We start from the raw sequence: 22,308 nt of genomic DNA on the forward strand, positions 1-22,308 counted from the left end.
GGTGGAAGGCCATCACTTGGGCACCGCGACCACCGAGTGGACCGCCGCCGACTTCGTGCCCGAACGCCATCGCGCGCGCCGCTTCACGAGATGGTGTGCCGGGCTGCTGTTCGCGGGCGTGAGCGTGGTCGTCGGCTGCCGTACGGCCGACACCGACGGCATCACCCCGGTCCCCCAACTCCTCGCGTTCCTGCCCTGGTTGCTCGTGCCCACCGGCTTCGGACTGCTCCTCGCGCTGCTCACCCGCTGGCGACCGGGCCTCGTCTGGGGCATCGCGCTGCTCGGTCTGCTGGCGTGGTTCATCGAGCCGTACGGGAAGAGCAGTGACCCGAGCGGCCCCGCGATCGCCGAGTTCCGGGTGCTGACCTCGAACGTCGAGTTCGGGCGGGGGACCGGTTCGCTGGTGCCGGTGATCCGGCGGGAGCGGCCGGACGTGGTGTTCGTGGAGGAGTGCGAGTACACCTGCCAGGCCACGCTGCGAAAGGACTTCAACACCGAGTTCCCGTACCGGCAGGCGGTGGCGGCAGCCGGTTCGCACGGCTCGATCGTCCTCAGCCGTTTCCCGCTCAGGGGCACGAAGGGCGTCACCGGCACGATGGGCATGCCCGGCGCGGTCGCAGACGTCAACGGCCATTCCGTACGGCTCCAACTCGCGCACCCCATGCCCCCGTTGCCCAACCAGGTCGCCCTGTGGCGCCGCGAACTGAACAGGCTCCGTACCTTCGCCGCCGCGGACCCCACCACCCCCACCGTCCTGGCCGGCGACTTCAACTCCTCCCAGGACCACGCCGCGTTCCGCCGCATCCTGGACACGGGCCTGCGCGACGGCGCCCGCATGACCGGCCACGACCGCACACCGAGTTGGCCGGAGCGCTTCGCGCCGAACTTCGGCACCCAGATCGACCACGTCCTCCTGTCCCCGGACTTCTCCGCGAACAGCGCGCGTTTCCTCGACCTCGCCGACACCGACCACCGCGCCCTGCTGGTCGACATCACGCTCCACCAGCACGAATAGCCCGGGCGCGATCCTTTCTCCGCGGGACGCGACGCCCATAATGGGCGCATGTCCCGCGAGTTCCCCATCGGCCTCACACCCCCCGACTGGCTGGTGAGGAACCTCCAGCCCCAGCAGGCCCCCCTCAACTGGCCGGCCATCACCCGCGCCGCCGTGGCGATGGCCCTCCCCCTCACCATCGGCCTCGCCGTCGGACAACCCGCCTATGGCGCGCTCGCCTCCATGGGCGCCCTCTCCGGCGTCATCGGCGACACCGCCGACGCGTACCGCATGCGCATCCTCAACATCGCGATCCCCCAGCTCTTCGGCGCCGTCGGCGTCACGCTCGGCTCCGCGGTGTTCGGCCACGGCTGGTACGCCGTCGCCGCGCTCACCGGCATCGCGCTCGTCTCCGGGATGATCTCGACGATCGGCGCGGTGGCCTCCGTATCGGGCCTGCTCCTGCTCCTCAACTCGGTGATCGGCGCGGGACTTCCACTCCCCGGCGCATGGTGGCTCGCCCCCGCGCTGATGTCCGGCGGCGGCCTCCTGGTCCTCCTCCTCGCCCTGCTGGCCTGGCCGTTGCGCTCCGGGGTCCCGGAACGGGCGGCGGTCGCGAACACCTACCGCACCGTCGCCGACCTCCTCGCCACCTGCGGTGACGACCCGACGGCGGGCTACGACGCCGCCCGCCAGGCCGTCACCCAGTCCCTGAACCAGTCGTACGACCTCGTCCTCGCCCGGCGCGCCCGCCACCACGGCCGCAGCCCCGAACTCACCCGCCTGCTGGCCCAGTTGAACGCCATCACGCCGGTCGTCGAGGCAGCCCCCGCGGTCCACCAGTCCGGCCGGCCGCTCCCCCCACAGATCCGCGAGACCGTCCGCCACCTCGCCCAGGCAGTCGAGACGGGCTACACCGGCCCGATAGGGCTCGACCTCCCCGCCCCCACCGGCGAGACGGCCCGCGCGATCGACCACGCCCTGCGCCACGCGGCCGAGGTCGTCACCGCCCCGGACGTGGACCCGCGCGGCATCGACGACCGCCTCGGCCGCCCGGCCGCCCTCCGCATCCGCACCGCGAGAGCCGCCCGCAACGTCCTGCTGTCCTCCGGCTCCTGGCGCTACGGCCTGCGCCTCGCCGTCTGCATCGGCCTGGCACAGGTCCTGGTCTCGACGGTCCCCGTACCGCGCTCCTACTGGATCGCCCTGACCATCACCTTCGTCATGAAGCCCGACTTCGGCTCGGTCTTCTCGCGAGCGCTGCTGCGCGCGCTCGGCACGGTGGCGGGACTGGTGATCGCGGCGGCGGTGCTGTCGGCGGTACCAAGGGGTTGGTGGGACGTCCTGGTCCTCCTCCTGCTGGCCCCGCTGATCCCCGCCCTGACCCCAAGGGGCTACGGCTACCAGACGATGGCGATCACCCCGGTGATCCTGCTCCTCTCCGACGTCCTGAACCACCAGGGCACGGCCCTGCTCCTCCCCCGCCTGGTGGACTCGCTGATCGGCTGCGGGATCGCGCTGGTGGCCGGTTATCTCCTCTGGCCGGAGAGCTGGCACACGAGGGTGGGGGACCGCCTGGCGGGGGCGGTGGCGGACACGGCGACGTATGTGGAGTCGGCGTTCGGCACGTCCCAAGGTCTCGTTACGGGGACGGAGGCGGAGGCCGGCAAGTCGGAAGGTCTCGTTGTGGCGGCGGAGACCGACCCGGCCGCCCGCGCCCGTATGCGCCGTCGTCTCTACCGCGATCTGTCCGTCATCCGTACGGAGTTCCAGCGCGCCCTCACCGAACCCCCGCCCACCGGCCGCCTCGCCGCCGGCTGGCTCCCCCTGGTCGTGGCCGTGGAACGCATCGTCGACGCGACGACGGCGGCGAGGGTACGGGTGAAGCACGGGGCACCTCCGCCGTCACCGGCCGAGGTGACCCAAGTAGCCCTCCAACTGCGGGAGTTGTCGGCGGGCGTACGCGAGTCGGAGGTGCTGGTGGAGGTCCGTACGGATCTGACGGGCCCGGCGGAGAGTGTGCTGGAGCCGCTACGGCAGGAGGTGGCGGCGGCTCGGGCGATCGCGTCGCCGCACTGAGATCACGTCGCGGCGTCGCTGAGGTCACGGTATTTCACGAGCGGGCCGTGTCTCCGCCACGAACAGGCAGGTGAACGGGAGTGCGAAGTGGTGGCTGAAACAGGCGGTGTTGACGGGGCGTGTCCCACGCGCCTTGACCCTGCCTAAGATCGCCGTCTGAGGCCGCTAACCTTACGTGTCCGTCCTGGCCAGGGATTGACGGGCTTCAACTCACGCGAAGGGTTGCGCACATGGGCATTCTCACTCTCCTGCGGAATGCATTCGGCAGGTCACGCAAGGAGCGTGCCGCCGAAGCAGAGGGTGCGGAACGCACTCCTTCGCAAGAGCAGCCGACCACCGTGGAACCGGACGCGAAGGTCCCGTCCCCCTCCACGGAACCCGACCTCACGTCGACGCCGAAGCCGTCACCCGCGGCAACGGCCCAGGTCCCGGAACCCCGCCCGTCCTCCACGCTGGAGGACGACGAACACGATCTCGTGGCGTTGGCCTTCAACAACGTGACGGTCCCGAAGCCGGCGACGTCGGTGGAGGGGACGGAGGGTAGCGGGGGTTCGGCTGAGCGGGAGCCGAAGGCTGTGACCGGGGCGGTTGCCGAGCCGGTGACTGTTGCCGCTGCCGAGCCGACTGCTGAGGTGGTTGCCGAGCCGGTGACCGAGGTCGCTGCCGAGCCGGTGACCGAGGTGGCTGCTGAGCCGACTGCTGAGGTGGTTGCTGAGCCGGTGACCGAGGCTGTTGCTGAGCCGGTTGTCGAGGCGGAGCCGGTTGCCGAGGCGGAGGCGGTTGCCGAGGCGGAGGCGAAGGCAGAGGCGAAGGCGAAGGCAGAGGCGGTCGCTAAGGCAGAGGCCGAGCCTGCGGCTGAGGTGACGCCGGAGCCTGCGGCGGAGCCGGTCGCAGAAGCCGAGCCGGTTGCCGAGGCAGAGGCGGAAGCCGCGCCTGCGGCCGAGGCGACGCCGGAGCCCGAGCCGGTCGTCGAGCCGGTCACGGAGGCCGAGCCGGTCTCCGAGCCCAAGGCGGAGGCGGAAACCGAGCCGGTCTCCGAGGCGGAGGCAGAAACCGAGCCTGCGGCTGACGTGGCGCCGGAACCGGAAGCCGAGCCTGTCGTGGACACTGCCCCTGCCCCGGAGCCCGAGGCGGAGGCAGTCGCCGAGACCGCCCCCGAGCCGGAGCCCGCCGTAGAACCGGTCGCGGAGGTCACCCCCGAGCTCCAGCCGGTGACTGCCGAGGCGGCCGAACCGTCGGCTCCCGAGGCGGCTGAGCCGGTGGCCGACGAGGTGTCGGAGCCGGTCGCGGCCACCACCCCCGAACCCGCAGCGGAACCGGTGGCGGAACCTGTCGCCGAACCCATTGCCGCAGCCGTGGCCGCCCCCCTGGCCGCAGCCGCCGACGGCGATTCCGCCCCACAGGGGCCACCCGCACCCGACGACGAGAGCGTCACGGGCGGTGCGGGTGGGGAAGACTTCGAGGCCGATGGCGTAGCCGAGGCCGTGAGCAGTGGCTCCGCCGGCCTCGCCCTCGCCAAGGCCAACCTCACCGGTACCCGAGCGAAGCTCTACCTCGTCCTCGACCGCTCCGCGAGCATGCGCCCGTACTACAAGGACGGCTCCGCACAGGCCCTCGCCGACCAGACCGTGGCCCTGGCAGCCAACCTGGACCCCGAGGCCAAGGTCCACGTCATCTTCTTCTCCACCGAAGTGGACGGCACCACGGACCTCACGCCCACCTCCCCCGAGAACGCGGTCGACGAGGCCCACGCCGGCCTCGGCCGCATGGGCCGCACCAGCTACCACGCCGCCGTAGAAGCCGTACTCACGCACTACGACAAGAACGCCACCCCCGGCACCCCCGCCCTCGTCGTCTTCCAGACGGACGGCGCCCCGGACGCGAAGACCCCGGCGACCCAGTCCCTCACGGACGCCGCGAAGTCCCACGCCTCGGTGTTCTTCTCGTTCGTCGCGTTCGGCGACCACGACAACAAGGCCTTCGACTACCTCCGCAAGCTGAAGACCGACAACACGGCCTTCTTCCACGCGGGCCCGACCCCCCTGGAGCTCACGGACGCGGAGCTCTACGACGGCGTCCTGATCGACTGGCGCCCGTAACAGCACCCGTGGCCCCACAGCCGTAGGACAACGTGCCGCCCGCTTCCCACCCAGTAAAACGGGAGGCGGGCGGCACACCCATGTCGGCTACGATTTCAAGGTTCGCAAGCCTGACCAAAAGACCGACCTGGGAGCAGCCCCCGATGGCTCGACACCTCATCACCAGCGCCCTTCCGTACATCAACGGGATCAAGCACCTGGGCAACATGGTGGGGTCCATGCTCCCGGCGGACGTGTACTCCCGCTACCTCCGCCAGCGCGGCCACGACGTCCTCTACATCTGCGCGACGGACGAACACGGCACCCCCGCGGAACTGGCCGCGAAGGAGCAGGGCCTCCCGGTCGCCGAGTTCTGCGCGCAGGCGCACGACGCCCAGAAGGCGGTCTACGACGGCTTCGCGCTGGCCTTCGACTACTTCGGCCGCAGCTCGTCCCCCCAGAACCGCGAGATCACGCAGCACTTCGCCCGCCGCCTCAACGAGAACGGCTTCATCGAAGAGCGCGCGATCCGCCAGGTCTACAGCCCGACCGACGGCCGCTTCCTCCCGGACCGCTACGTCGAGGGCACGTGCCCGCACTGCGGCTACGACAAGGCCCGCGGCGACCAGTGCGAGAACTGCACCCGGGTCCTGGACCCCACGGACCTGATCAACCCGCGCTCGGCGATCTCCGGCTCGACGGACCTGGAGGTCCGCGAGACCAAGCACCTCTTCCTCCTCCAGTCGAAGCTCCAGCACGAGGTCGAGGAGTGGGTCGCCGCCCACGAGGAGGAGTGGCCGCAGCTGGCGTCCTCCATCGCCCGCAAGTGGCTCACCGAGGGCCTGCACGACCGCGCGATCACCCGCGACCTGGACTGGGGCGTCCCGGTCCCCGCCGACACCTGGCCGGAACTGGCGGCGGAGGGCAAGGTCTTCTACGTCTGGTTCGACGCCCCGATCGAGTACATCGGCGCGACGAAGGAGTGGTCGGACGCGGCCCCCGCCGGTGAATCGCGCGACTGGAAGTCCTGGTGGTACGAGTCGGACGCCGGCGAGAACCCGGTCCGCTACACGCAGTTCATGGCGAAGGACAACGTCCCGTTCCACACGGTGATGTTCCCGGCCACCGAACTCGGCATCCGCGAGCCGTGGAAGAAGGTCGACTACGTCAAGGCCTTCAACTGGCTGACGTACTACGGCGGTAAGTTCTCCACGTCCCAGAAGCGGGGCGTCTTCACCGACCAGGCCCTGAGCATCCTCCCGGCGGACTACTGGCGCTACTTCCTGATCGCCAACGCCCCCGAGTCGGACGACTCGTCCTTCACCTGGGAGCACTTCACCGCCACGGTGAACAAGGACCTGGCCGACACCCTGGGCAACTTCGTCAACCGCGTCCTGTCCTTCTCGAAGAAGCGCTTCGGCGACGAGGTCCCGGCGGGCGCGGACGCGGACGAGCCGGAGACGAAGCTGGGCGAGCAGATCGCCGACCTGCTCGCCGAGTACGAGACCCAGATGGAGTCCCTCCAGTTCCGCAAGGCCGCGGCGGCGCTCCGCGCCCTGTGGTCGGCCGGCAACTCCTATCTGGAGGAGAAGGCCCCCTGGCTGGAGATCAAGACCGACCCGGAGGCCGCGGCCCTCACCCTCCGCACCGCGATGAACCTGATCCACCTCTACGCGGTGGTCTCGGAACCCTTCATCCCGGCATCGTCGGCGGCGATGCGCGCGGCGTTCGCGCTGCCGGCCGACACGGCGACGTGGGTCTCGCCCGAAGAGGCGAAGTCCCTCACCACCATCCCCGCGGGCACCCCCTTCACCGTCCCCCCGGTCCTCTTCGCGAAGCTCACGGACGAGGACCTGGAGACGTACAAGGAGCGTTTCGGCGGAGTCGAGGGCTGACCCGGTGACGTACTACTACGTCACCACCCCCATCTACTACGTCAACGACGCCCCCCACCTCGGCCACGCCTACACCACCGTCGCCGCAGACGTCCTCGCCCGCTGGCACCGCCGGCGCGGTGAGGACGTCTGGTTCCTCACGGGCACGGACGAACACGGCCAGAAGATCCTGCGCACGGCGGAGGCGAACGGCGTGCCCCCGCAGGAGTGGGCGGACCGTCTGGTCGAGGAATCCTGGAAACCGCTCTGGGACCATCTCGCCATCTCCAACGACGACTTCATCCGCACCACTCAGCGCCGGCACACGGACCGCGTCCAGGAGTTCGTGCAGGACCTGTACGACAAGGGCGACATCTACAAGGGCGGTTACGAGGGCCCGTACTGCGTGTACTGCGAGGAGTACAAACTCCCCGGCGAGCTGATCGAGGCGGAGGACGGCACCGGTACTCCGCTCTGCGCGATCCACCGCCGCCCGGTGGAGATCCTCAAGGAGGAGAACTACTTCTTCAGGCTGAGCGAGTACGGCGACCGTCTCCTCGCCCACTACGACGCCCACCCGGACTTCGTCCAGCCCGCCTCGGCCCGCAACGAGGTCGTGAACTTCGTCCGGCAGGGCCTCCAGGACCTGTCCATCTCCCGCTCGACCTTCGACTGGGGGGTCAAGGTCCCCTGGGACGCGTCGCACGTGATCTACGTCTGGGTCGACGCGCTTCTCAACTACGCGACGGCCGTCGGCTACAACGAGAACCCCGAGAAGTTCGAGGCGACCTTCCCGGCCGACGTCCACCTGGTCGGCAAGGACATCCTCCGCTTCCACGCCGTGATCTGGCCGGCGATGCTGATGGCCAACGGCCTGCCCCTGCCGGGCCGGATCGCCGCCAACGGCTGGCTGCTGGTCGGCGGCGAGAAGATGTCCAAGTCGAACCTGACCGGCATCAGCCCCGAGACCCTGACCGCGCACTTCGGCGTGGACGCCTACCGCTGGTACTTCCTCCGCGCGATCGCCTTCGGCCAGGACGGTTCCTTCTCCTGGGAGGACTTCACCGCCCGCTACACCAGCGAACTCGCCAACGGCTACGGCAACTTGGCGTCCCGGGTGACCGCGATGACGGCGAGATACTTCGAGGGCGTCCTGCCCGCGCCGGGGGAGGAGACCGAACCCGAGCGCTCACTCAAGTCGGCCCTCCTCAAGGCGACTTCGGAGGCGGACCGCCGTATCGGCGACGAACTCGACTTCCAGGGCGGCATCCTGGCCGTCTTCGACTTCGTCAAGCAGGTCAACGGCTATCTGACCGACCAGGAACCCTGGAAGGTCGCCAAGTCCGACTCCCCCGAGTCCCGCACCCGCCTGGCGACGATCCTCTACACGGCCGCGGACTCACTCCGCGCGATCGCCGTCCTCCTCGAACCCGTCATGCCGGAGACATCACAACGCCTCTGGGACTCCCTCGGTGCCTCGACGTCCCTGGGCCCGCTGGGTGACCAGCGGATCCGGGACGCCGCCGAGTGGGGAGCGCTTCCGCCCGGCTCCCCGGTGACGAAGGGCGCGGTCCTCTTCCCGCGCCTCGACGACCGTACGGACTCCTAGGCGAACACGCTGAACGTGTCCTCCGCACGGTCCCGCCGTGACACCAACTCCCAGGCGCCCTCGGCGATGTCGTCGGGGTTGAGGGTCCTGTCACCCACGTTCCCGAACTGCTCCGGGTTGGCCGTCACCAGCCGGTGGATGTCACCCCGCTCGATGAGGCCGCCGATGACCAGGTTCCCGGCGTAGATCCCCTGGTCGGCGAGTGCCGCGTGGAGTGTCAGGGCGTAGTTGCGCAGGGCGGCCGACGACACGGCGAGCGCGCCGAGCGGGGGCATCGGCACCACCGCGCTGAGCCCACCGGCGAACAGCAGCGCGCCGCCACCCCGCTCGACCATGCCGGGCAGCACCCTGCCCACCACGTCGACGGCCGGATACATCCAGCTCATCGCCTCCTGGACGTCGGCGGAGTCGGTCTCGGTGATCGACTTGGGGCGCTCGCCGAGGTCGAGGGCGCCCGGCCCGTAGTAGACGACGTCGACGCGCCCGTACCGCTCGGCGACGGTGTCGAGAACCGAGCCGAGCTGCTTGGCGTCGCGCACATCGGCGACGTAGGACCCGGCCTCGATGCCCGCCGACGCCAGCGAGGTGACGTACCCCTCGTGTCGGGCGTCGCTGCGCGACACCAGTGCCACGGCGTACCCCTCGCGGCCGAAGCGATGGGCGATGGACAGGCCGAGACCGGGACCGACCCCGATGACGACGGCGACTTTGAGTTCTTCCGGTGCGGATAAGGCCATGACGGTGCCCTTCGGGTCGAGTTCGCACTCCGGTCAATAACTTGAGGGTGTCCTCAACTTCCTGTTCCCGACCGTAGCACAGAACTTGAGGTGAGCCTCAAGTTACTTGTCCGGGTTCCGTATGATGAGGACATGCACCAGCCCGCGCCCGCCTCTGCCCCCGCCCCCAGGCCCCTGCGGGCCGACGCCGCGCGCAACCGCGCCAAACTGCTCGCCGCCGCCACGCAGTTGTTCGGCGAGCGGGGCCTGGACGCGCCGCTGGAGGAGATCGCCCGGCGGGCCGGGGTCAGCATCGGGACGCTGTACAACCACTTCCCGACCCGGGAGGCGTTCTGGGACGCGATCTTCCCGGAGCGGCTGGCGGCGATGGAGCGGATCACCGAGGCGGCGCTGGCGACCCCGGACGCCTGGGACGGGTTCGTCGGATACGTCGAGGGACTCTTCGCGCTGCAGGCCGAGGACCGGGGCCTCAACGACGCGATGACGCGGCGGTTCCGGCCGGCGGGGGAGGTCCAACAGGCCTGTCACCGCGGCTTCCGGCACGCGGAACACATCATCGAACGGGCCCGGGACAGCGGGCAGTTGCGCCCCGATTTCGAGCCGCAGGACCTCGTCACCCTGATCTGGGCGATGTCCCAGGTGATCCGGGAGTCGATGGAGACGGCGCCCGACGCCTGGCGCCGCTGCCTGGCGTTCTTCCTCGACGGTCTGCGGGCCGGTGCCGCCCACCCGATCGAGATGCCACCCTTGCCCCAGGGGCAACTCGGCGAGGTCATGCGGTCTCGCTGACCGACCCCGTCGTAGACGTGTTCGCGCCAACCCGTAAGGTTCCGCCATGGCAGTCCCCGAGGTCATTCCGATCGCCTACGAGCCGAATCAACGCAGCGGTGCCGTCGGCCGCTACGCGGACGGCCAGTTTCTGGCGTCGGTCACCTACGCGTTTCCCCAAGGCTTCCGTCCCGACGACGGCTGGGAAGAGCAGAAACGTCTCTACACGGTGCTCCACACCTTCGATACCGCGGGCCGGTACCGCGACTCGGAGATCTGGTGCGCCGGCACCTGGGCCGAGCAGCAGCGCGCCCCGCACGGCGACGGTTCGGTCCTCTCGCAGGCCCGCATCCACCTGGCGAAACTGCTCCGCGCCCTCCCCCGCCGCAGTTACACCGACATCGCGGTCCGCCCCTTCCAACGCACAGTGGACGGCGTCCTGTTCGGCCTGCTGGTAGAGGAGGACGAGGACGGCAGCTGGGCGGAGCTGTACCCGGACCGACGCGCCTTCGGGCCGCCGTGGGACGGCACGTACGACGGCTGAGCCCCAACCCTCAACTCCCTTACAGCCAGGGGCTTTACACTGCACGCCTGGTGTCGGCGCACAGGGGGTGCGCCTGGGGTGGGAGGGAACTCGTATGGGCAACTCAACGGCGTCCGGCGGAAGATGGAGAGCCGCGGCGGTCGTCGCCGCGGCCCTGGTCGGCGGGACACTGCTGCCCGCCGCGCCCGCACTCGCCGTGCACGGAGCGGTCCCCGGCGACTTCAACGGCGACGGGTACCGCGACGCCGTCCTGCCCGCGCCCGGCGCGAACGTGGCCGGCAAGGAAGGGGCGGGCGCGGTCGTCATCCTGTACGGGGCCTCGTCAGGCCTGTCGGCATCCCACCGCAAGACGATCACCCAGAACACCGCCGGAGTACCGGGCACCGCAGAGGCGGGCGACCGGTTCGGCGAGTCCACCGCCACCGCCGACCTCAACCGCGACGGCTACGCGGACCTCGTGGTCTCCGCGCCGTACGAGGACACGGCCCGCGGCACGGACGCGGGCCTGGTCACCGTGTTGTGGGGCGGCAAGAACGGGCTGACGACGGCCACCGACCTGCCCGCGCCGTCGAACTTCCTGGAGCGGTACGGCACCGACCTGGCCGCAGTGAGCATCGGCGCGGGCTCCAAGACACAGGTCGCGGTCGGTGGATCGGACGGCGTCATGGTCTTCAAGGGACCGTTCCGCCGCGCCGGCTCCTTCGGTTCGTCCACGCTTGACCAGAACACCGCCTCCCCGGCGAGCGTCGCGCTCGGCGACTTCGACGGCAACGCCGTGCTCGACCTGGCCGTCACCACCGAAGGCCTCAGCGACCTGAGCGGCGGCGAGGTCTACGTCGACCCGGCCACCACCGTCATGCAGCCGAAGCGGGGCAACGGACTCATCGCCGCCTCGGGCGACGTCAACGGCGACGGGTATGCCGACCTTGTCGTCGGCGACCCCTGGGACCCCGATGTCGCGGGCGTGGACGGCGCGTTGGGCGGACGCGTGCTGGTCTACCACGGCACGGCGAGGGGCATCTCGGTCGACGCCGAGCCCGTACAGCTCACCCAGGACACCGCCGGTGTGCCTGGCGCGAGCGAGAAGGGCGACAATTTCGGCGGCGCCCTGACCGTGGCCGACCTGAACCGGGACGGGCTCGCCGACATCGTCGTGGGCGCCCCGTTCGAAGGCGTCGCCGGCAAGAGCCGGGCCGGAGCGGTGACCGTGATCCCGGGCCGCCGCACGGGCGCGCTCGGCACCGGCGCGTACTCGTTCACCCAGGACACCGCAGGCGTCCCCGGCGCCTCCGAGACCGACGACTTCTTCGGTACGACGGTCTCCGTCGAGGACGTGAACAAGGACGGCAAGCCGGAACTGTTCGTCAGCGCGGCCGGCGAGAACAACTTCACCGGCGCCGTCCGGGTCTTCCCCGGCGGCACCTCCCACCCGACGGCCACGGGCACCAAGCTGTTCACCGGACCGACCGTCGGCCTCACCCAGCAGAGCGGCACGCTCCTGGGCGGGAACGGGCTGCTCTGGCTGATCTGAACTGCCGGCTTCCCTTTCGCCGGTACTAGGACAGGACGCCGGCCCCGGTCGTGGTCGCGAGTTCCGTCGGCAGGTTCTTGGCGGAGGTCTCCAGGCCGGCCGTGAGGGTCGGCGTCCAGTTCACGGTGGTCTTCAGCTTCTTGGAGTTGGCGGAGTTGTAGGCGGCGACGAGGTCGGTGGCCGTACCGTTGACGAGGTTGCCGCCACCGGCGATGGACCCGGTCCCGTCGCCGCTGAACAGCTTGCTCACCTTCTGACTCGCGGGAATCCTCCAGTAGTTGTCCTCGGCGACGACCTGCGCCTTGGCGCGGGAGTTGACGCTGTACTGGAGGACGTACCCGTTGAGGTTCGTGGTGTCGTAGAAGTTGTTGTAGATGTGGATCTGCCCGATCCGGGCCAGCGGAGCGCGCTGCACGATGCCCTTCCACACGTTGTGGTGGATGGAGACGCGCAGCTTGCCGACGCTGTCGGTGTCGCTGCTGCCGATGAGCATCGTCTTGTCGTGGTTGGTGAACTGGTTGCGCTCGACGGTCACCAGGTCCGAGCCCTTGGTGATGTCGAGGTCGCCGTCGTGGATCTGGTACTGGCGCCCGTAGTACGTCGGGTCGGAGGTGTCGAGCCCCGGCGCGTCGGTGAACGTGTTGTGGTCCGCCCAGACATGCGTGGCACCGCGCAGCGTCACGGCGTCGTACTGCGAGTTCCAGTTCCCGTCGTCGCCGTCGGTCGGGTCCCACTGCGGGAAGCAGTCCTGGGTGGCGGCGAAGGTCAGGTTCCGCACGATGACGTTGTCCACGCTCTGCACCTGGAGCACGCCGCCGGTGATCCCGGCGTTGCTGCCGGGCACGCCCACGACGGTCGTGTTGGCGGGCACCCGGAAGATGATGTTCTTCCCCTGCTTGGCCTGCGCCGCCGCCCGCGCCGTCTCCTGCGTACCGGAGGGCAGCTTGGAGGTGCCGTAGGTGGAGGGGGCGAAGGCCTTGAGATAGGCGGACAGCGAATACCCGGTCCCGGAGGAGTAGTCCGCGCAGCTCAGCTTCTTCCCCGAGTCGTCGGTGTTGGCGTCGATCGTGCCCTTGACCTTGACGATCCGCGGCGTGGTGTCACTCGCGGACCCCAACGCCTTCACGAGCTGCGCGCGGGTGCTCACGGTGAAGGTGTGCGCGGCATCGGCCTTCGCACCACCGGTGGTACCGGCCCCGGACGACGCCCAGCCGTCCTTGGCCGCGAGCGTCTGGTGGTACAGGTCGACGGTCGCGGTGGTACTGGCCGCGTTCGCGTTCAGCACGAGGATGCCGGCGCCTATGCCTGCGGCGGCCGCGGCGGCGGTGACGACTGTCGTGCGGCGCTTACGGAGGGAACGGCGGTGGGAGGGGGCGGAGGAAGCGGTGGCGGCCACGGGGGAGTCCTTTGGTGCGGTGAGGGGGTTACGACTCCTCAGTGGCCGTGAGGATCAAGAAGGTTGCCGTGAGGCGCCAACTTTCTTGATCCTGCGCACACTTACGGCCTGCCGCCTACCGCTTACCGCCTATGAGGACGTGGATGCCGATGCGCTCGGCTGGGTGTCCGTGCTGTCGTTGGTCTCGTCCGGGGCGACGCCCATCGTCAGGTGGGCGCGGACACCCTTGGCGATGCGCTTCTTGTCGTACTCGAGGTAGAGCAGGCCGCCCTCGTGGCCGTTCTGCGGGTAGATCGTGTCCTCGGTGAGGGTCGTGCGGGTGGTGGTGTTCGTGGAGTACGGGTCGACCGTCGCCGACGCCAGCACGGACTTCTCGTCGAAGAACAGCTGGCCCGTGTGGCAGGTGTGGCCGCCCTCGTAACCGGCGTCCGTCCACGTGCCGTCGACGTGCACCTTGACATGGATGTGGACGCAACGGCCCTGGTACCAGCCGGGGAACACCGTCTTGAAGGTGACATAGCCGCGCTTGTCCGTCTTCCAGGTGCCGCGCAGATAACGCTCGTCGTCGGTCGGCTCGGAGTGGCCACCGCCGGTTCCGCCGGAGGGGGCGCCGGACGGGGGCTCGCCGGTGGGGGTACCCGACGGTGTGTCCGTGGGGGTGCCCGAGGGCGCGTCGGTGGGAGCGCCGCCACCTCCGGCCCCGCCGCTGCCCATCGCCTCGTAGCCGGAGTAGACGCCGAGTGCGGTGCAGTGCCAGATGTCTACGGCCGCGTTCCTGACCGGTTTGCAGGTCTCCGCGTCGATCACCTTGAGGGTGAGGGTCATGGGAATGCCCTCCTCGTCCTCGGTGATGTCCTGGCGGATCTTGTCGGCGTCGATGTAGTACGGGCCCTCGGTGGTCTCCGCGGTGAGCGTGTAACACGTCTCAGCGCTGCTCGCCGTGCTGGTGGCGGACGCGGTGGAAGCCGTCCCGTCCGCGAACGCACTGGCGGCGAGACCTCCGCCCACACCCACCGCGGCGACAGCGGCTCCGCCCACGACGACGACCTTGCGTCGGGTCAAGTCCCGTTTGTGCGCGGGGGATTGGTTACGCGATTGTTCCGACGACTCGTTCGCTGTTTCGTTTCCCGTCATGCCCGGACGTTAGGTAAGAGGCCTGTAAGGAGCATGGGTGTGGGCTGTGCCTTCCCATGAAATCTGAAGTCGTTTCCTCAGCCTGGGCCGACGTGCTGCTCGTGCATGCGGTGGAGGAGGGCACCGCACGAGGCGGAGTCATCGGACTGCTGGCCCTCGTCACCGTGGTCGCCGCGTTCATCGGCACGCTCATCATTGTGGGCGCCCTGTCCTGGCTCGACTTCCGCAACGAAGAGTGCGACCTCATCGACGAGATCGTCGGGACCCGGCTTCCGCAAACGCCCGCGCCCCGGCAACTTCCTTCGCTGGTATGAGACTTACGTATTGCTCTTCATCCTCGTCTCGGTGATCACCATGTGGGTGCTCGCCGCGTTCCTCCTCCTGCCGGCAATGAGGTGATCGTCCCCGGTGTCAGAGCACGACTACACCAGCACGCCCCTGTGGGTGGACACCCTTGCCCCTCTGGTTCGACCGCTCCCTGACCGCCTCCGCGGCGGAGGACCTGTTCGTCGAGAGCCCCGAGGCACCGCGGTCCCAGGCCGGCATCGACCAGGCCTGACGTCTCAAGGCCGACCGGGCGGGCCGTACGTAAGGCACCGCTGGTGGCGGCGCCGTCGCTGAACTCGCTGAACTCGCTGAACTCTCACGCCGCTACGGCCACTCCCAGCGCCGCACGCGCCGTGGCGATATGGGCGAGGCCCTCCTTGGCCACCCGTGTCGCCTGGGCGTACTCCTCCGCCGTGTGGGCCGCGGACAGCCGGGCCCCGGCGGCGCGGTGGCACTCGGCGGCGTCGGTCAGTGCTCGGGTCGCCGTTTCGCCGGCTCCCGCCCAGATCCTCGCCTCGGGGACGGACAGGCTCGCGCCGAGCCGCAGGACCCAGCCGCTGGCCTCGACCTCCGCGTCCAGGTCGGACAGGTCGGACTTGCCCCGCGACCGGTGCGAGCGACGCTGTACGACGACGGCGAACGCCGCCCCGGCGATCAACAGCAATGCGAACAGCACGACGTATCCCATCGCTTCCTCCAGGCCTTCACGTGGTTCACGGGCCGGGCGGATCCGACCCCGTACGTCCATGACACGCCTTGCCTCTGTGCAGGCACATCGATATTCCTGTGCGTCCGCTGCGAGGTTTCCATGGTGGGGAACCTGAAGACGTGGAAGAAGAGGTACGGGGTCGGGATGGCGCGGTGCGTCCGTCAGCTCGCCGAAGCCGAAGGCGATTCCGAAGGTGAATCCGACGGCGACGCGCTCGGTCCCCCCGGGCCGCCAGGACCGCCGCCGTCCTCCCCGTCATTCGTCTCGTCCGGCGCCACCCCCAACGTCAGACGCCCCCGCACACCCCGCCCGATGTGCCGCCTGTCGTACTGGAGGTACAGCAGGCCGCCCTCGTGGCCGTTCTGGGGGTAGATCCCGTCCTCGGTCAGCGTCGTGCGGGTCGCCGTGTTCGAGACGTACGGCTCCAGGACCGCCGTGGCCAGGACCGACTTCTCGTCGAAGAACAGCTGGCCCGTGTGGCAGGTGTGGCCGCCCTCGTAACCGGCGTCCGTCCACGTGCCGTCGACGTGGACCTTGACGTGGATGTGGACGCAACGGCCCTGGTACCAGCCGGGGAAGACCGTCTTGAAGGTGACGTGGCCGTGACGGTCCGTGTGCCAGGTGCCGCGCAGGAAGCGGTCGGCGTCGGTCGGTCCCTGGTGGCCTCCGCCGCCACCGGGCGGGCCACCCGTCGGGGTGCCGGACGGGGTGCCGGACGGCGGCGGGCCCGTGGGAGCCGGGCCGCCACCGCCTCCGCCGCTGGACTCGTAGCCCGAGTAGATGCCCGTCGCGTTGCAGTGCCAGATGTCCACGGCCGCGTTCCGCAGCGGTCTGCAGGTGTCCGTGTCGATCACCTTGAGGTCGAGGGTGAGCGGGATGCCCTCCTGGTCCTCCGTCACATCGCGGCGGATCTTGTCGGCGTCGATGTAGTACGGGCCCTCGGTCAGCTCCGAGGTGAGCGCGTAGCACGCCTCCCCCGAGGCGGTCGCTTTCGGCGGATGCGGAGCGTTCTCCTGCGCCGAGGCGTTCACCGACAGCGCTCCGGCGACGCCCACCGCTGTCACCGCCACACCGCCGGCCACCAGGACCGTACGGCGCGCCAACTGGCCCTTGTCTTCTTGGACTTGAGAGTCCGTGGGGGGTTGAGAATCCATGGGTGCTCGGGAATCGGTCATGGGCCGGACGCTAGAGCCGAGACACATGTCATGAACATGAGAAAGAGCTGTGAATCCTGTGCGCATACGAAAGGGGCTCGAAACCGTCGTCGGTTTCGAGCCCCTCACACTGGAAGACGTGCGGCCGGACCGTACTACTTCGGCACTACTTCGGCTGCGGCTTCCGCACCGACAGGTGCAGCTCGCGCAGCCGCGTCTCGTCCAGCTCCGTCGGCGCGCCCATCATCAGGTCCTGGGCGTTGCCGTTGAGCGGGAACGCGATCGTCTCGCGGATGTTCGGCTCGTCCGCGAGCAGCATGACGATGCGGTCGACGCCGGGGGCGATCCCGCCGTGCGGCGGGGCGCCGAAGCGGAACGCGCGCAGCATGCCGGCGAACTGCTCCTCGACGGTGTCACGGTCGTAGCCCGCGATCTCGAAGGCCTTGAGCATGATCTCGGGCTCGTGGTTCCGGATCGCGCCGGAGGACAGCTCCACGCCGTTGCAGACGATGTCGTACTGCCAGCCCAGGATGTCCAACGGGTCCTGGGTCTCCAGGGCCTCCAGACCGCCCTGCGGCATCGAGAACGGGTTGTGCGAGAAGTCGATCTTCCCGGTCTCCTCGTCCTTCTCGTACATCGGGAAGTCGACGATCCAGCAGAAGCGGAAGACGCCTTCCTCGAAGTGGCCCGCTCGCTTCGCGGCCTCGACACGGACCGCGCCCATGATCTTCGAGACCTCTTCGAACTCGCCCGCTCCGAAGAAGACCGCGTGACCGGGCGCCAGCGACAGGCGCTTGGTCAGCTCGGCGACGTTCTCCTCCGTCAGGAACTTCGCGATCGGGCCCGTCAGCGAGCCGTCCTCGGTCACGCGGACCCAGGCCAGGCCCTTCGCGCCGAGGGTGACCGCGAAGTCGCCGAGCTGGTCGAAGAACTTGCGGGACTGCGCGGCCACATCCGGCACCGGCAGCGCGCGCACGTGCTTGCCGGCGAACGCCTTGAACTCCGAGCCCTCGAACACGTCCGTGATGTCGGTGAGTTCGAGCTTGGCGCGCAGGTCCGGCTTGTCGGAGCCGTACTTCACCATCGACTCGCGGAACGGGATGCGCGGGAAGGGGGAGGTGACCGGCCGGCCGCCGCCGAACTCCTCGAACAGCTCCGTCATGAGCTTCTCGATCGGCTGGAAGACGTCTTCCTGCTCTACGAAGCTCATCTCCACGTCGAGCTGGTAGAACTCGCCCGGCGAGCGGTCCGCTCGGGCGTCCTCGTCGCGGAAACAGGGCGCGATCTGGAAGTAGCGGTCGAAGCCGGAGATCATCAGCAGCTGCTTGAACTGCTGCGGCGCCTGCGGCAGGGCGTAGAACTTGCCCGGGTTCAGGCGGGAGGGGACCACGAAGTCGCGCGCACCCTCGGGGGAGGTCGCGGACAGGATCGGGGTGGCCATCTCGTTGAAGCCGAGGGCGACCATCTTCGAGCGGATCGAGGCGATCACCGACGACCGCAGCATGATGTTGCGGTGCATGCGCTCGCGGCGCAGGTCCAGGAAGCGGTACTCCAGGCGCCGCTCCTCGTTGACCCCGTCCTCGGTGTTGATCGTGAAGGGGAGCGGGGCGGCGGCGCCGAGCAGCTCGACCTCGCCGACCTCGACCTCGACCTCGCCGGTCGGCAGGTCCGGGTTCACGTTGTCCGTGCCGCGGGAGACGACCTTGCCGTCGACACGGACCGTCGACTCCTTGGTGACCTTGTCGAGGGCCTCGTACGCGGGCGTGCCGGGGCGGGCGACGAGCTGCGTGATGCCGTAGTGATCGCGCAGATCGATGAAGAGGATGCCGCCCAGGTCTCGGCGATTGTGCAGCCAGCCGCTCAGCCGGACGTCGGTGCCGACGTCAGAGGCGCGGAGCTCGCCGCAGGTGTGGGACCTGTACCGATGCATCGTCGTTCATCCAGCCTTCGCGGATCGAGGAGTGTTTCACGTGAAACGTCCGGGGCCGGAGCCCGGACGTCCCAAGGGTACCGGCCACCCATTGATCGCCTCCCCACCATTAACGCAAGGCTCCCTCGGTGGCAGGTTTCGATCTCCTCTTCTTAGAGTGGGGCAATGCGCACTGGTGAGCCCCTGCCCGCCGTGGGGGAGGTACTCGCCGCCCTCGCGACCGGTCTGTGGCACTGGGACACCGCCTCGGGGCTGGTCACGGTGGACGCCGAGGCCGCACGGCTGCTCGGGCTGCCCCCCGAACAGACCACCCTCACGGAGGCCCAGACCCGGGCCCGACTCCACCCCGTGGACTGGAACGAGATCACGGGGGTCGTCGGGCTGGCCGTCGCCGAGGGCACCCTCGCCGAGGTCCGCATCCGCATCATGGACGAGCGGGGCCGGGTGATCCGCGTCGTCCGCAGCCGCTCCAAGCCGTCCTACGACCCCGAGAAGCGGTCGTTCGAACTGATCGGCACCCTCCAGGAGGTCACCGAGCCCACGCCGGGCACGCCGGCCGGGCGGACTGCGGTCACCGGTGACTGGCGGCGCTCCCGCGAGGCGTTCCTGCTGGACGCGGGCCGGGCGCTCGCGGAGGCGCGGTCCACGGCGGAGGTGCTGCGGGTCGCGGCGGGCCTGTCGATGCCGGGCTTCTCACCGGACGGCCTGGCCGTGTTCGGCGTATCGGGCGACCGCCTGACGATCGTCGGCCATCACGGGCATCAGCCGGGCGACGAGGACCCGTTCTCGCACATGTCCATGGTGACCGACTACCCGGCCGCCGAGGTCGTACGGACGGGCCGTGCCGTCTATCTGTCCACGCCCGAGCAGTACAAGGAGCGCTACCCGGTCACCTGGCCGCTCGCCCAGCACTTCCACCGGCAGTCCTGGGCGTTCCTGCCGCTGACCGTGGCGGGCCGGACCATGGGCGCCTGGATGGCCGCCTTCACCTATCCGGTGGCCTTCACGCCGGACGAGCGGTCCGTCCTGACCACGGTCGCCCGGATGCTCGCACAGGCCCTGTCCCGGGCCGGGGTCGCCGAGTCCGAGCGGGAGCTGACCGACGGGCTCCAGCGCTCCATGCTGCCCACGCTGGGCCCGGAGATCCCGGGCATGAGCGTCGCCGCCCGCTACATCCCGACCGGCGGCGGGCTCCAGGTCGGCGGCGACTGGTACGACATGATCCCGCTGCCTGGGGGCACCCCCTCGGGTGGAGGGCGGATCGCCCTCGTCATCGGCGACGTTCAGGGCCATGACGTGCGTGCTGCCGGGCTGATGGGCCAGCTCCGCATCGCCCTGCGCGCCTACGCCTCCGAGGGGCACCGGCCCGACGCGGTGCTGTCCCGCGCCTCCCGCTTCCTGCACGGCATCACCAACGGCGACGCGGAGAAGGCCGACCCGCGCTTCGCGACCTGCCTGTACGTCGAGGCCGACCCGGCGACCGGCGTCCTGGAGATCGCCCGCGCCGGCCATCCCGACCCGGCGATACGCATGGCGGACGGCACGGTGCTGATGCGGCCCACGGCGGGCGGGCTGCCGCTCGGCATCGACCCGGACGCCGACTATCCGACGACCACGCTCGCCCTGGAGCCCGGCGAGACCATGCTGATCTGCACCGACGGTCTGATCGAGACCGGCGGCCACGACCTGGAGACCGGCTGGCTGCGCATCCGGACGATCCTGGAGGAGCACAAGGGCGACCTGGAGGAACTCGCCGACGCGCTCGTCCAGGCCGTCCACGGGCCCTCCTCGCACCACACCACCGGCCCGCTCGCGGACCGCCGCGAGGACGACATCGCCGTACTCCTGCTGTCCCGGGAGGGCGAGAGCTGCGGCTGCGGCGACACGACGACCATCCCCCCGAAGATCCGCCGTACGGTGCTCACGGTCGCGCAGGCCGAGCCCGAGCGGATAGCGGTGGCCCGGCAGCAGCTGCGCGAACTCCTCCACGACTGGACCGGCGCCGACCAGGTCGACTCCGCGGTCCTGCTCGTCTCGGAGATGCTCACCAACGTCCTCGTGCACACCGACGCCGACGCCCTCCTGACCGCCGAGGTGACCGGCGAGACCGGGGAGCGGCGGATGCGGGTCGAGGTCACGGACGCCGGCGACGACCTCCCGCACAAGCGGCACCCCGGTGAACTGGCGTCCTCCGGGCGCGGGTTGCTCCTGATCGAACTGCTCGCCGAGACCTGGGGCGTGGACCCGAGGGGCGAGGGCAAGAGCATCTGGTTCGAGCTCTACGAGTCCGACGGCTCCGGCGACGGCACGGTCGTCGGCGACATCTCGGAGTTCGGTTCCTGGGACGCGTAACGCTCCCGTAGCTCGTGGACGACACCGAAAGCGGCGGCGGTCAGCGGTACCGCGAGCAGCATGCCGAGGATTCCGGCCACCGAGGCGCCCGCGGTGATCGCGATCATCACGACCGCCGGGTGCATCTGCACGGTCCGGCTCTGGATCATCGGCTGGAGGACGTGTCCCTCCAGCACCTGCACGGCGAGGACGACCCCGAGGGCCCACAGCGCGATGACGACACCCCGGTCGGCGAGCGCGACCAGCACGGCGACGGCGCCGGAGAGGAAGGCGCCGAGGTAGGGGATGTAGGCGCCGACGAAGACGAGCGCGGCCAGGCCGAACGCCCCCGGCACGTCCAGGACGAGCAGCCCGACGCCGATGCAGAGGGCGTCGATGAGGGCGATGACTGTGGTCCCCCGCATGAACCCCTCGACGCCCTCGAAGGCACGACGGGCCATGGCCTCGACGAGGTCGGCGTTGCCGTGCGGGGCGAGCGAGCGCAGCAGCCCGGCCGCCCGGTCGGAGTCGCGGAGGAAAAAGAAAACAAGCAGCAGCGCCAGTACGGCCATGGCGATGGTCTCGCCGACGACGCTGACCCCGCTGATGACGTTCGAGGCGGCCGTCCCGCCGAACTTGGTGAGCAGTTCCTTGGCGTTGGAGGCGAGGTCGTCCACCGAGGTGCCGGCGGCCCCGAAGTGGTCGGCGAGGGAGTTCCCCGCGTCCTTGAGCGAGGACACGATCTGGTCCCCGGTGTCGATCAGCGCGGCCACCACGATGTACACGGCCCCACCGACCACGGCGACGACCGCGACGCAGGTGATCATGGCGGCCACCGACCGATTGACCTTGGCCTTCACCAGCCGCCGGTACAACGGCCCGAGCAACGCGGTCCCGAGCAACGCGAGCAGCACGGGCGTCACGGCGGTCTTCAACTCGGCACAGAGCCGGATCCCGACGTAACCGACCCCTGAGACAAGCAGCATGACGACACACCAGGCGGCAAGCCGCCGCACGGGAACGGGGAGAAGCTGCACGCTCCCACCCGACCACGCGTCGGACGACCGAGCCCGACGGGACGGGCCGCCCGGGTGACGAAGAAGCTCCAAGACG

At 69.8% G+C, this 22,308-nt stretch carries 17 protein-coding genes; 10 read left to right on the plus strand and 7 right to left on the minus strand.

The genetic code is table 11. The features are described 5' to 3' along the window. The first annotated feature begins 16 nt into the window (after window positions 1-16). From ACFWP5_RS38585 to metG (ACFWP5_RS38605), 5 genes are all read left to right on the plus strand, one after another. Window positions 17-1,015, plus strand: coding sequence for an endonuclease/exonuclease/phosphatase family protein (locus tag ACFWP5_RS38585; RefSeq protein WP_384167896.1), 999 nt, complete (start codon window positions 17-19; stop codon window positions 1,013-1,015). Window positions 1,016-1,063: 48 nt separating this feature from the next. Continuing rightward, window positions 1,064-3,073: an FUSC family protein gene (locus ACFWP5_RS38590; RefSeq protein WP_384167828.1), complete on the plus strand. Its 2,010-nt coding sequence runs from the start codon at window positions 1,064-1,066 to the stop codon at window positions 3,071-3,073. Window positions 3,074-3,303: 230 nt separating this feature from the next. Then, window positions 3,304-5,172, plus strand: a complete 1,869-nt coding sequence (locus ACFWP5_RS38595; protein ID WP_384167830.1) for a VWA domain-containing protein — start codon at window positions 3,304-3,306, stop codon at window positions 5,170-5,172. A 143-nt stretch (window positions 5,173-5,315) separates the two neighbouring features. Beyond that, entirely contained in the window at window positions 5,316-7,046 is a 1,731-nt protein-coding gene (gene metG / locus ACFWP5_RS38600; RefSeq protein ID WP_384167832.1) for a methionine--tRNA ligase, read from the plus strand. Window positions 7,047-7,050: 4 nt separating this feature from the next. Next, on the plus strand, window positions 7,051-8,634 hold the full coding sequence (gene metG / locus ACFWP5_RS38605) for a methionine--tRNA ligase (protein WP_384167834.1): 1,584 nt from the start codon (window positions 7,051-7,053) through the stop codon (window positions 8,632-8,634). On the opposite strand, the gene ACFWP5_RS38610 is transcribed toward metG (ACFWP5_RS38605), so the two are convergent. Continuing rightward, window positions 8,631-9,371: an SDR family NAD(P)-dependent oxidoreductase gene (locus tag ACFWP5_RS38610; RefSeq protein WP_384167836.1), complete on the minus strand. Its 741-nt coding sequence runs from the start codon at window positions 9,369-9,371 to the stop codon at window positions 8,631-8,633. The two genes, metG (ACFWP5_RS38605) and ACFWP5_RS38610, sit on opposite strands and share 4 nt — an antisense overlap. Before the next feature lie 132 nt (window positions 9,372-9,503). Between ACFWP5_RS38610 and ACFWP5_RS38615 the strand changes: the two genes are divergently transcribed. From ACFWP5_RS38615 to ACFWP5_RS38625, 3 genes are all read left to right on the plus strand, one after another. Then, window positions 9,504-10,160 (plus strand): TetR/AcrR family transcriptional regulator, encoded by a 657-nt coding sequence (locus tag ACFWP5_RS38615; RefSeq protein ID WP_384167838.1) that lies wholly within the window; start codon window positions 9,504-9,506, stop codon window positions 10,158-10,160. Window positions 10,161-10,206: 46 nt separating this feature from the next. After that, window positions 10,207-10,683, plus strand: coding sequence for a hypothetical protein (locus ACFWP5_RS38620; RefSeq protein WP_384167840.1), 477 nt, complete (start codon window positions 10,207-10,209; stop codon window positions 10,681-10,683). A gap of 94 nt (window positions 10,684-10,777) precedes the next feature. Then, a complete protein-coding gene (locus ACFWP5_RS38625; protein WP_384167842.1) occupies window positions 10,778-12,214 on the plus strand; it encodes a VCBS repeat-containing protein in 1,437 nt (478 codons plus the stop codon). A gap of 25 nt (window positions 12,215-12,239) precedes the next feature. On the opposite strand, the gene ACFWP5_RS38630 is transcribed toward ACFWP5_RS38625, so the two are convergent. Continuing rightward, window positions 12,240-13,610, minus strand: coding sequence for a polysaccharide lyase family 1 protein (locus tag ACFWP5_RS38630; protein WP_384167845.1), 1,371 nt, complete (start codon window positions 13,608-13,610; stop codon window positions 12,240-12,242). 129 nt (window positions 13,611-13,739) lie between these two features. Then, window positions 13,740-14,744: an intradiol ring-cleavage dioxygenase gene (locus ACFWP5_RS38635; RefSeq protein WP_384167848.1), complete on the minus strand. Its 1,005-nt coding sequence runs from the start codon at window positions 14,742-14,744 to the stop codon at window positions 13,740-13,742. Between the two features lie 92 nt (window positions 14,745-14,836). Between ACFWP5_RS38635 and ACFWP5_RS38640 the strand changes: the two genes are divergently transcribed. Continuing rightward, a complete protein-coding gene (locus ACFWP5_RS38640) occupies window positions 14,837-15,058 on the plus strand; it encodes a hypothetical protein (protein WP_384167850.1) in 222 nt (73 codons plus the stop codon). Window positions 15,059-15,387: 329 nt separating this feature from the next. Here ACFWP5_RS38640 and ACFWP5_RS38645 read toward each other — a convergent pair whose 3' ends face one another. The 3 genes from ACFWP5_RS38645 to aspS all read right to left on the minus strand — a co-directional run bounded on the left by ACFWP5_RS38645 (window position 15,388) and on the right by aspS (window position 18,864). Next, complete coding sequence (locus ACFWP5_RS38645; RefSeq protein WP_384167854.1) at window positions 15,388-15,819, minus strand: hypothetical protein; 432 nt, start codon at window positions 15,817-15,819, stop codon at window positions 15,388-15,390. A 122-nt stretch (window positions 15,820-15,941) separates the two neighbouring features. After that, entirely contained in the window at window positions 15,942-16,934 is a 993-nt protein-coding gene (locus ACFWP5_RS38650; protein ID WP_384167899.1) for an intradiol ring-cleavage dioxygenase, read from the minus strand. 166 nt (window positions 16,935-17,100) lie between these two features. Next, a complete protein-coding gene (gene aspS / locus ACFWP5_RS38655) occupies window positions 17,101-18,864 on the minus strand; it encodes an aspartate--tRNA ligase (protein WP_384167857.1) in 1,764 nt (587 codons plus the stop codon). Window positions 18,865-19,029: 165 nt separating this feature from the next. Between aspS and ACFWP5_RS38660 the strand changes: the two genes are divergently transcribed. After that, on the plus strand, window positions 19,030-21,216 hold the full coding sequence (locus ACFWP5_RS38660; RefSeq protein ID WP_384167859.1) for a SpoIIE family protein phosphatase: 2,187 nt from the start codon (window positions 19,030-19,032) through the stop codon (window positions 21,214-21,216). On the opposite strand, the gene ACFWP5_RS38665 is transcribed toward ACFWP5_RS38660, so the two are convergent. After that, window positions 21,144-22,232: an AI-2E family transporter gene (locus ACFWP5_RS38665; RefSeq protein ID WP_384167862.1), complete on the minus strand. Its 1,089-nt coding sequence runs from the start codon at window positions 22,230-22,232 to the stop codon at window positions 21,144-21,146. The two genes, ACFWP5_RS38660 and ACFWP5_RS38665, sit on opposite strands and share 73 nt — an antisense overlap. Window positions 22,233-22,308 lie beyond the last annotated feature (76 nt).

Origin of the sequence: Streptomyces sp. NPDC058469, assembly GCF_042721125.1 — a bacterium.
Lineage (GTDB): Bacteria > Actinomycetota > Actinomycetes > Streptomycetales > Streptomycetaceae > Streptomyces.

Excerpts from the sequence above, each read along its gene's own strand:
- ACFWP5_RS38660 (WP_384167859.1), top strand. The coding sequence starts at position 19,030 with ATGCGCACTGGTGAGCCCCTGCCCGCCGTGGGGGAGGTACTCGCCGCC.
- ACFWP5_RS38610 (WP_384167836.1), bottom strand. The coding sequence starts at position 9,371 with ATGGCCTTATCCGCACCGGAAGAACTCAAAGTCGCCGTCGTCATCGGG.
- ACFWP5_RS38620 (WP_384167840.1), top strand. The coding sequence starts at position 10,207 with ATGGCAGTCCCCGAGGTCATTCCGATCGCCTACGAGCCGAATCAACGC.
- ACFWP5_RS38650 (WP_384167899.1), bottom strand. The coding sequence starts at position 16,934 with ATGGATTCTCAACCCCCCACGGACTCTCAAGTCCAAGAAGACAAGGGC.
- metG (WP_384167832.1), top strand. The coding sequence starts at position 5,316 with ATGGCTCGACACCTCATCACCAGCGCCCTTCCGTACATCAACGGGATC.
- ACFWP5_RS38590 (WP_384167828.1), top strand. The coding sequence starts at position 1,064 with ATGTCCCGCGAGTTCCCCATCGGCCTCACACCCCCCGACTGGCTGGTG.
- ACFWP5_RS38635 (WP_384167848.1), bottom strand. The coding sequence starts at position 14,744 with ATGACGGGAAACGAAACAGCGAACGAGTCGTCGGAACAATCGCGTAAC.
- aspS (WP_384167857.1), bottom strand. The coding sequence starts at position 18,864 with ATGCATCGGTACAGGTCCCACACCTGCGGCGAGCTCCGCGCCTCTGAC.
- ACFWP5_RS38645 (WP_384167854.1), bottom strand. The coding sequence starts at position 15,819 with ATGGACGTACGGGGTCGGATCCGCCCGGCCCGTGAACCACGTGAAGGC.
- ACFWP5_RS38595 (WP_384167830.1), top strand. The coding sequence starts at position 3,304 with ATGGGCATTCTCACTCTCCTGCGGAATGCATTCGGCAGGTCACGCAAG.
- ACFWP5_RS38615 (WP_384167838.1), top strand. The coding sequence starts at position 9,504 with ATGCACCAGCCCGCGCCCGCCTCTGCCCCCGCCCCCAGGCCCCTGCGG.
- ACFWP5_RS38625 (WP_384167842.1), top strand. The coding sequence starts at position 10,778 with ATGGGCAACTCAACGGCGTCCGGCGGAAGATGGAGAGCCGCGGCGGTC.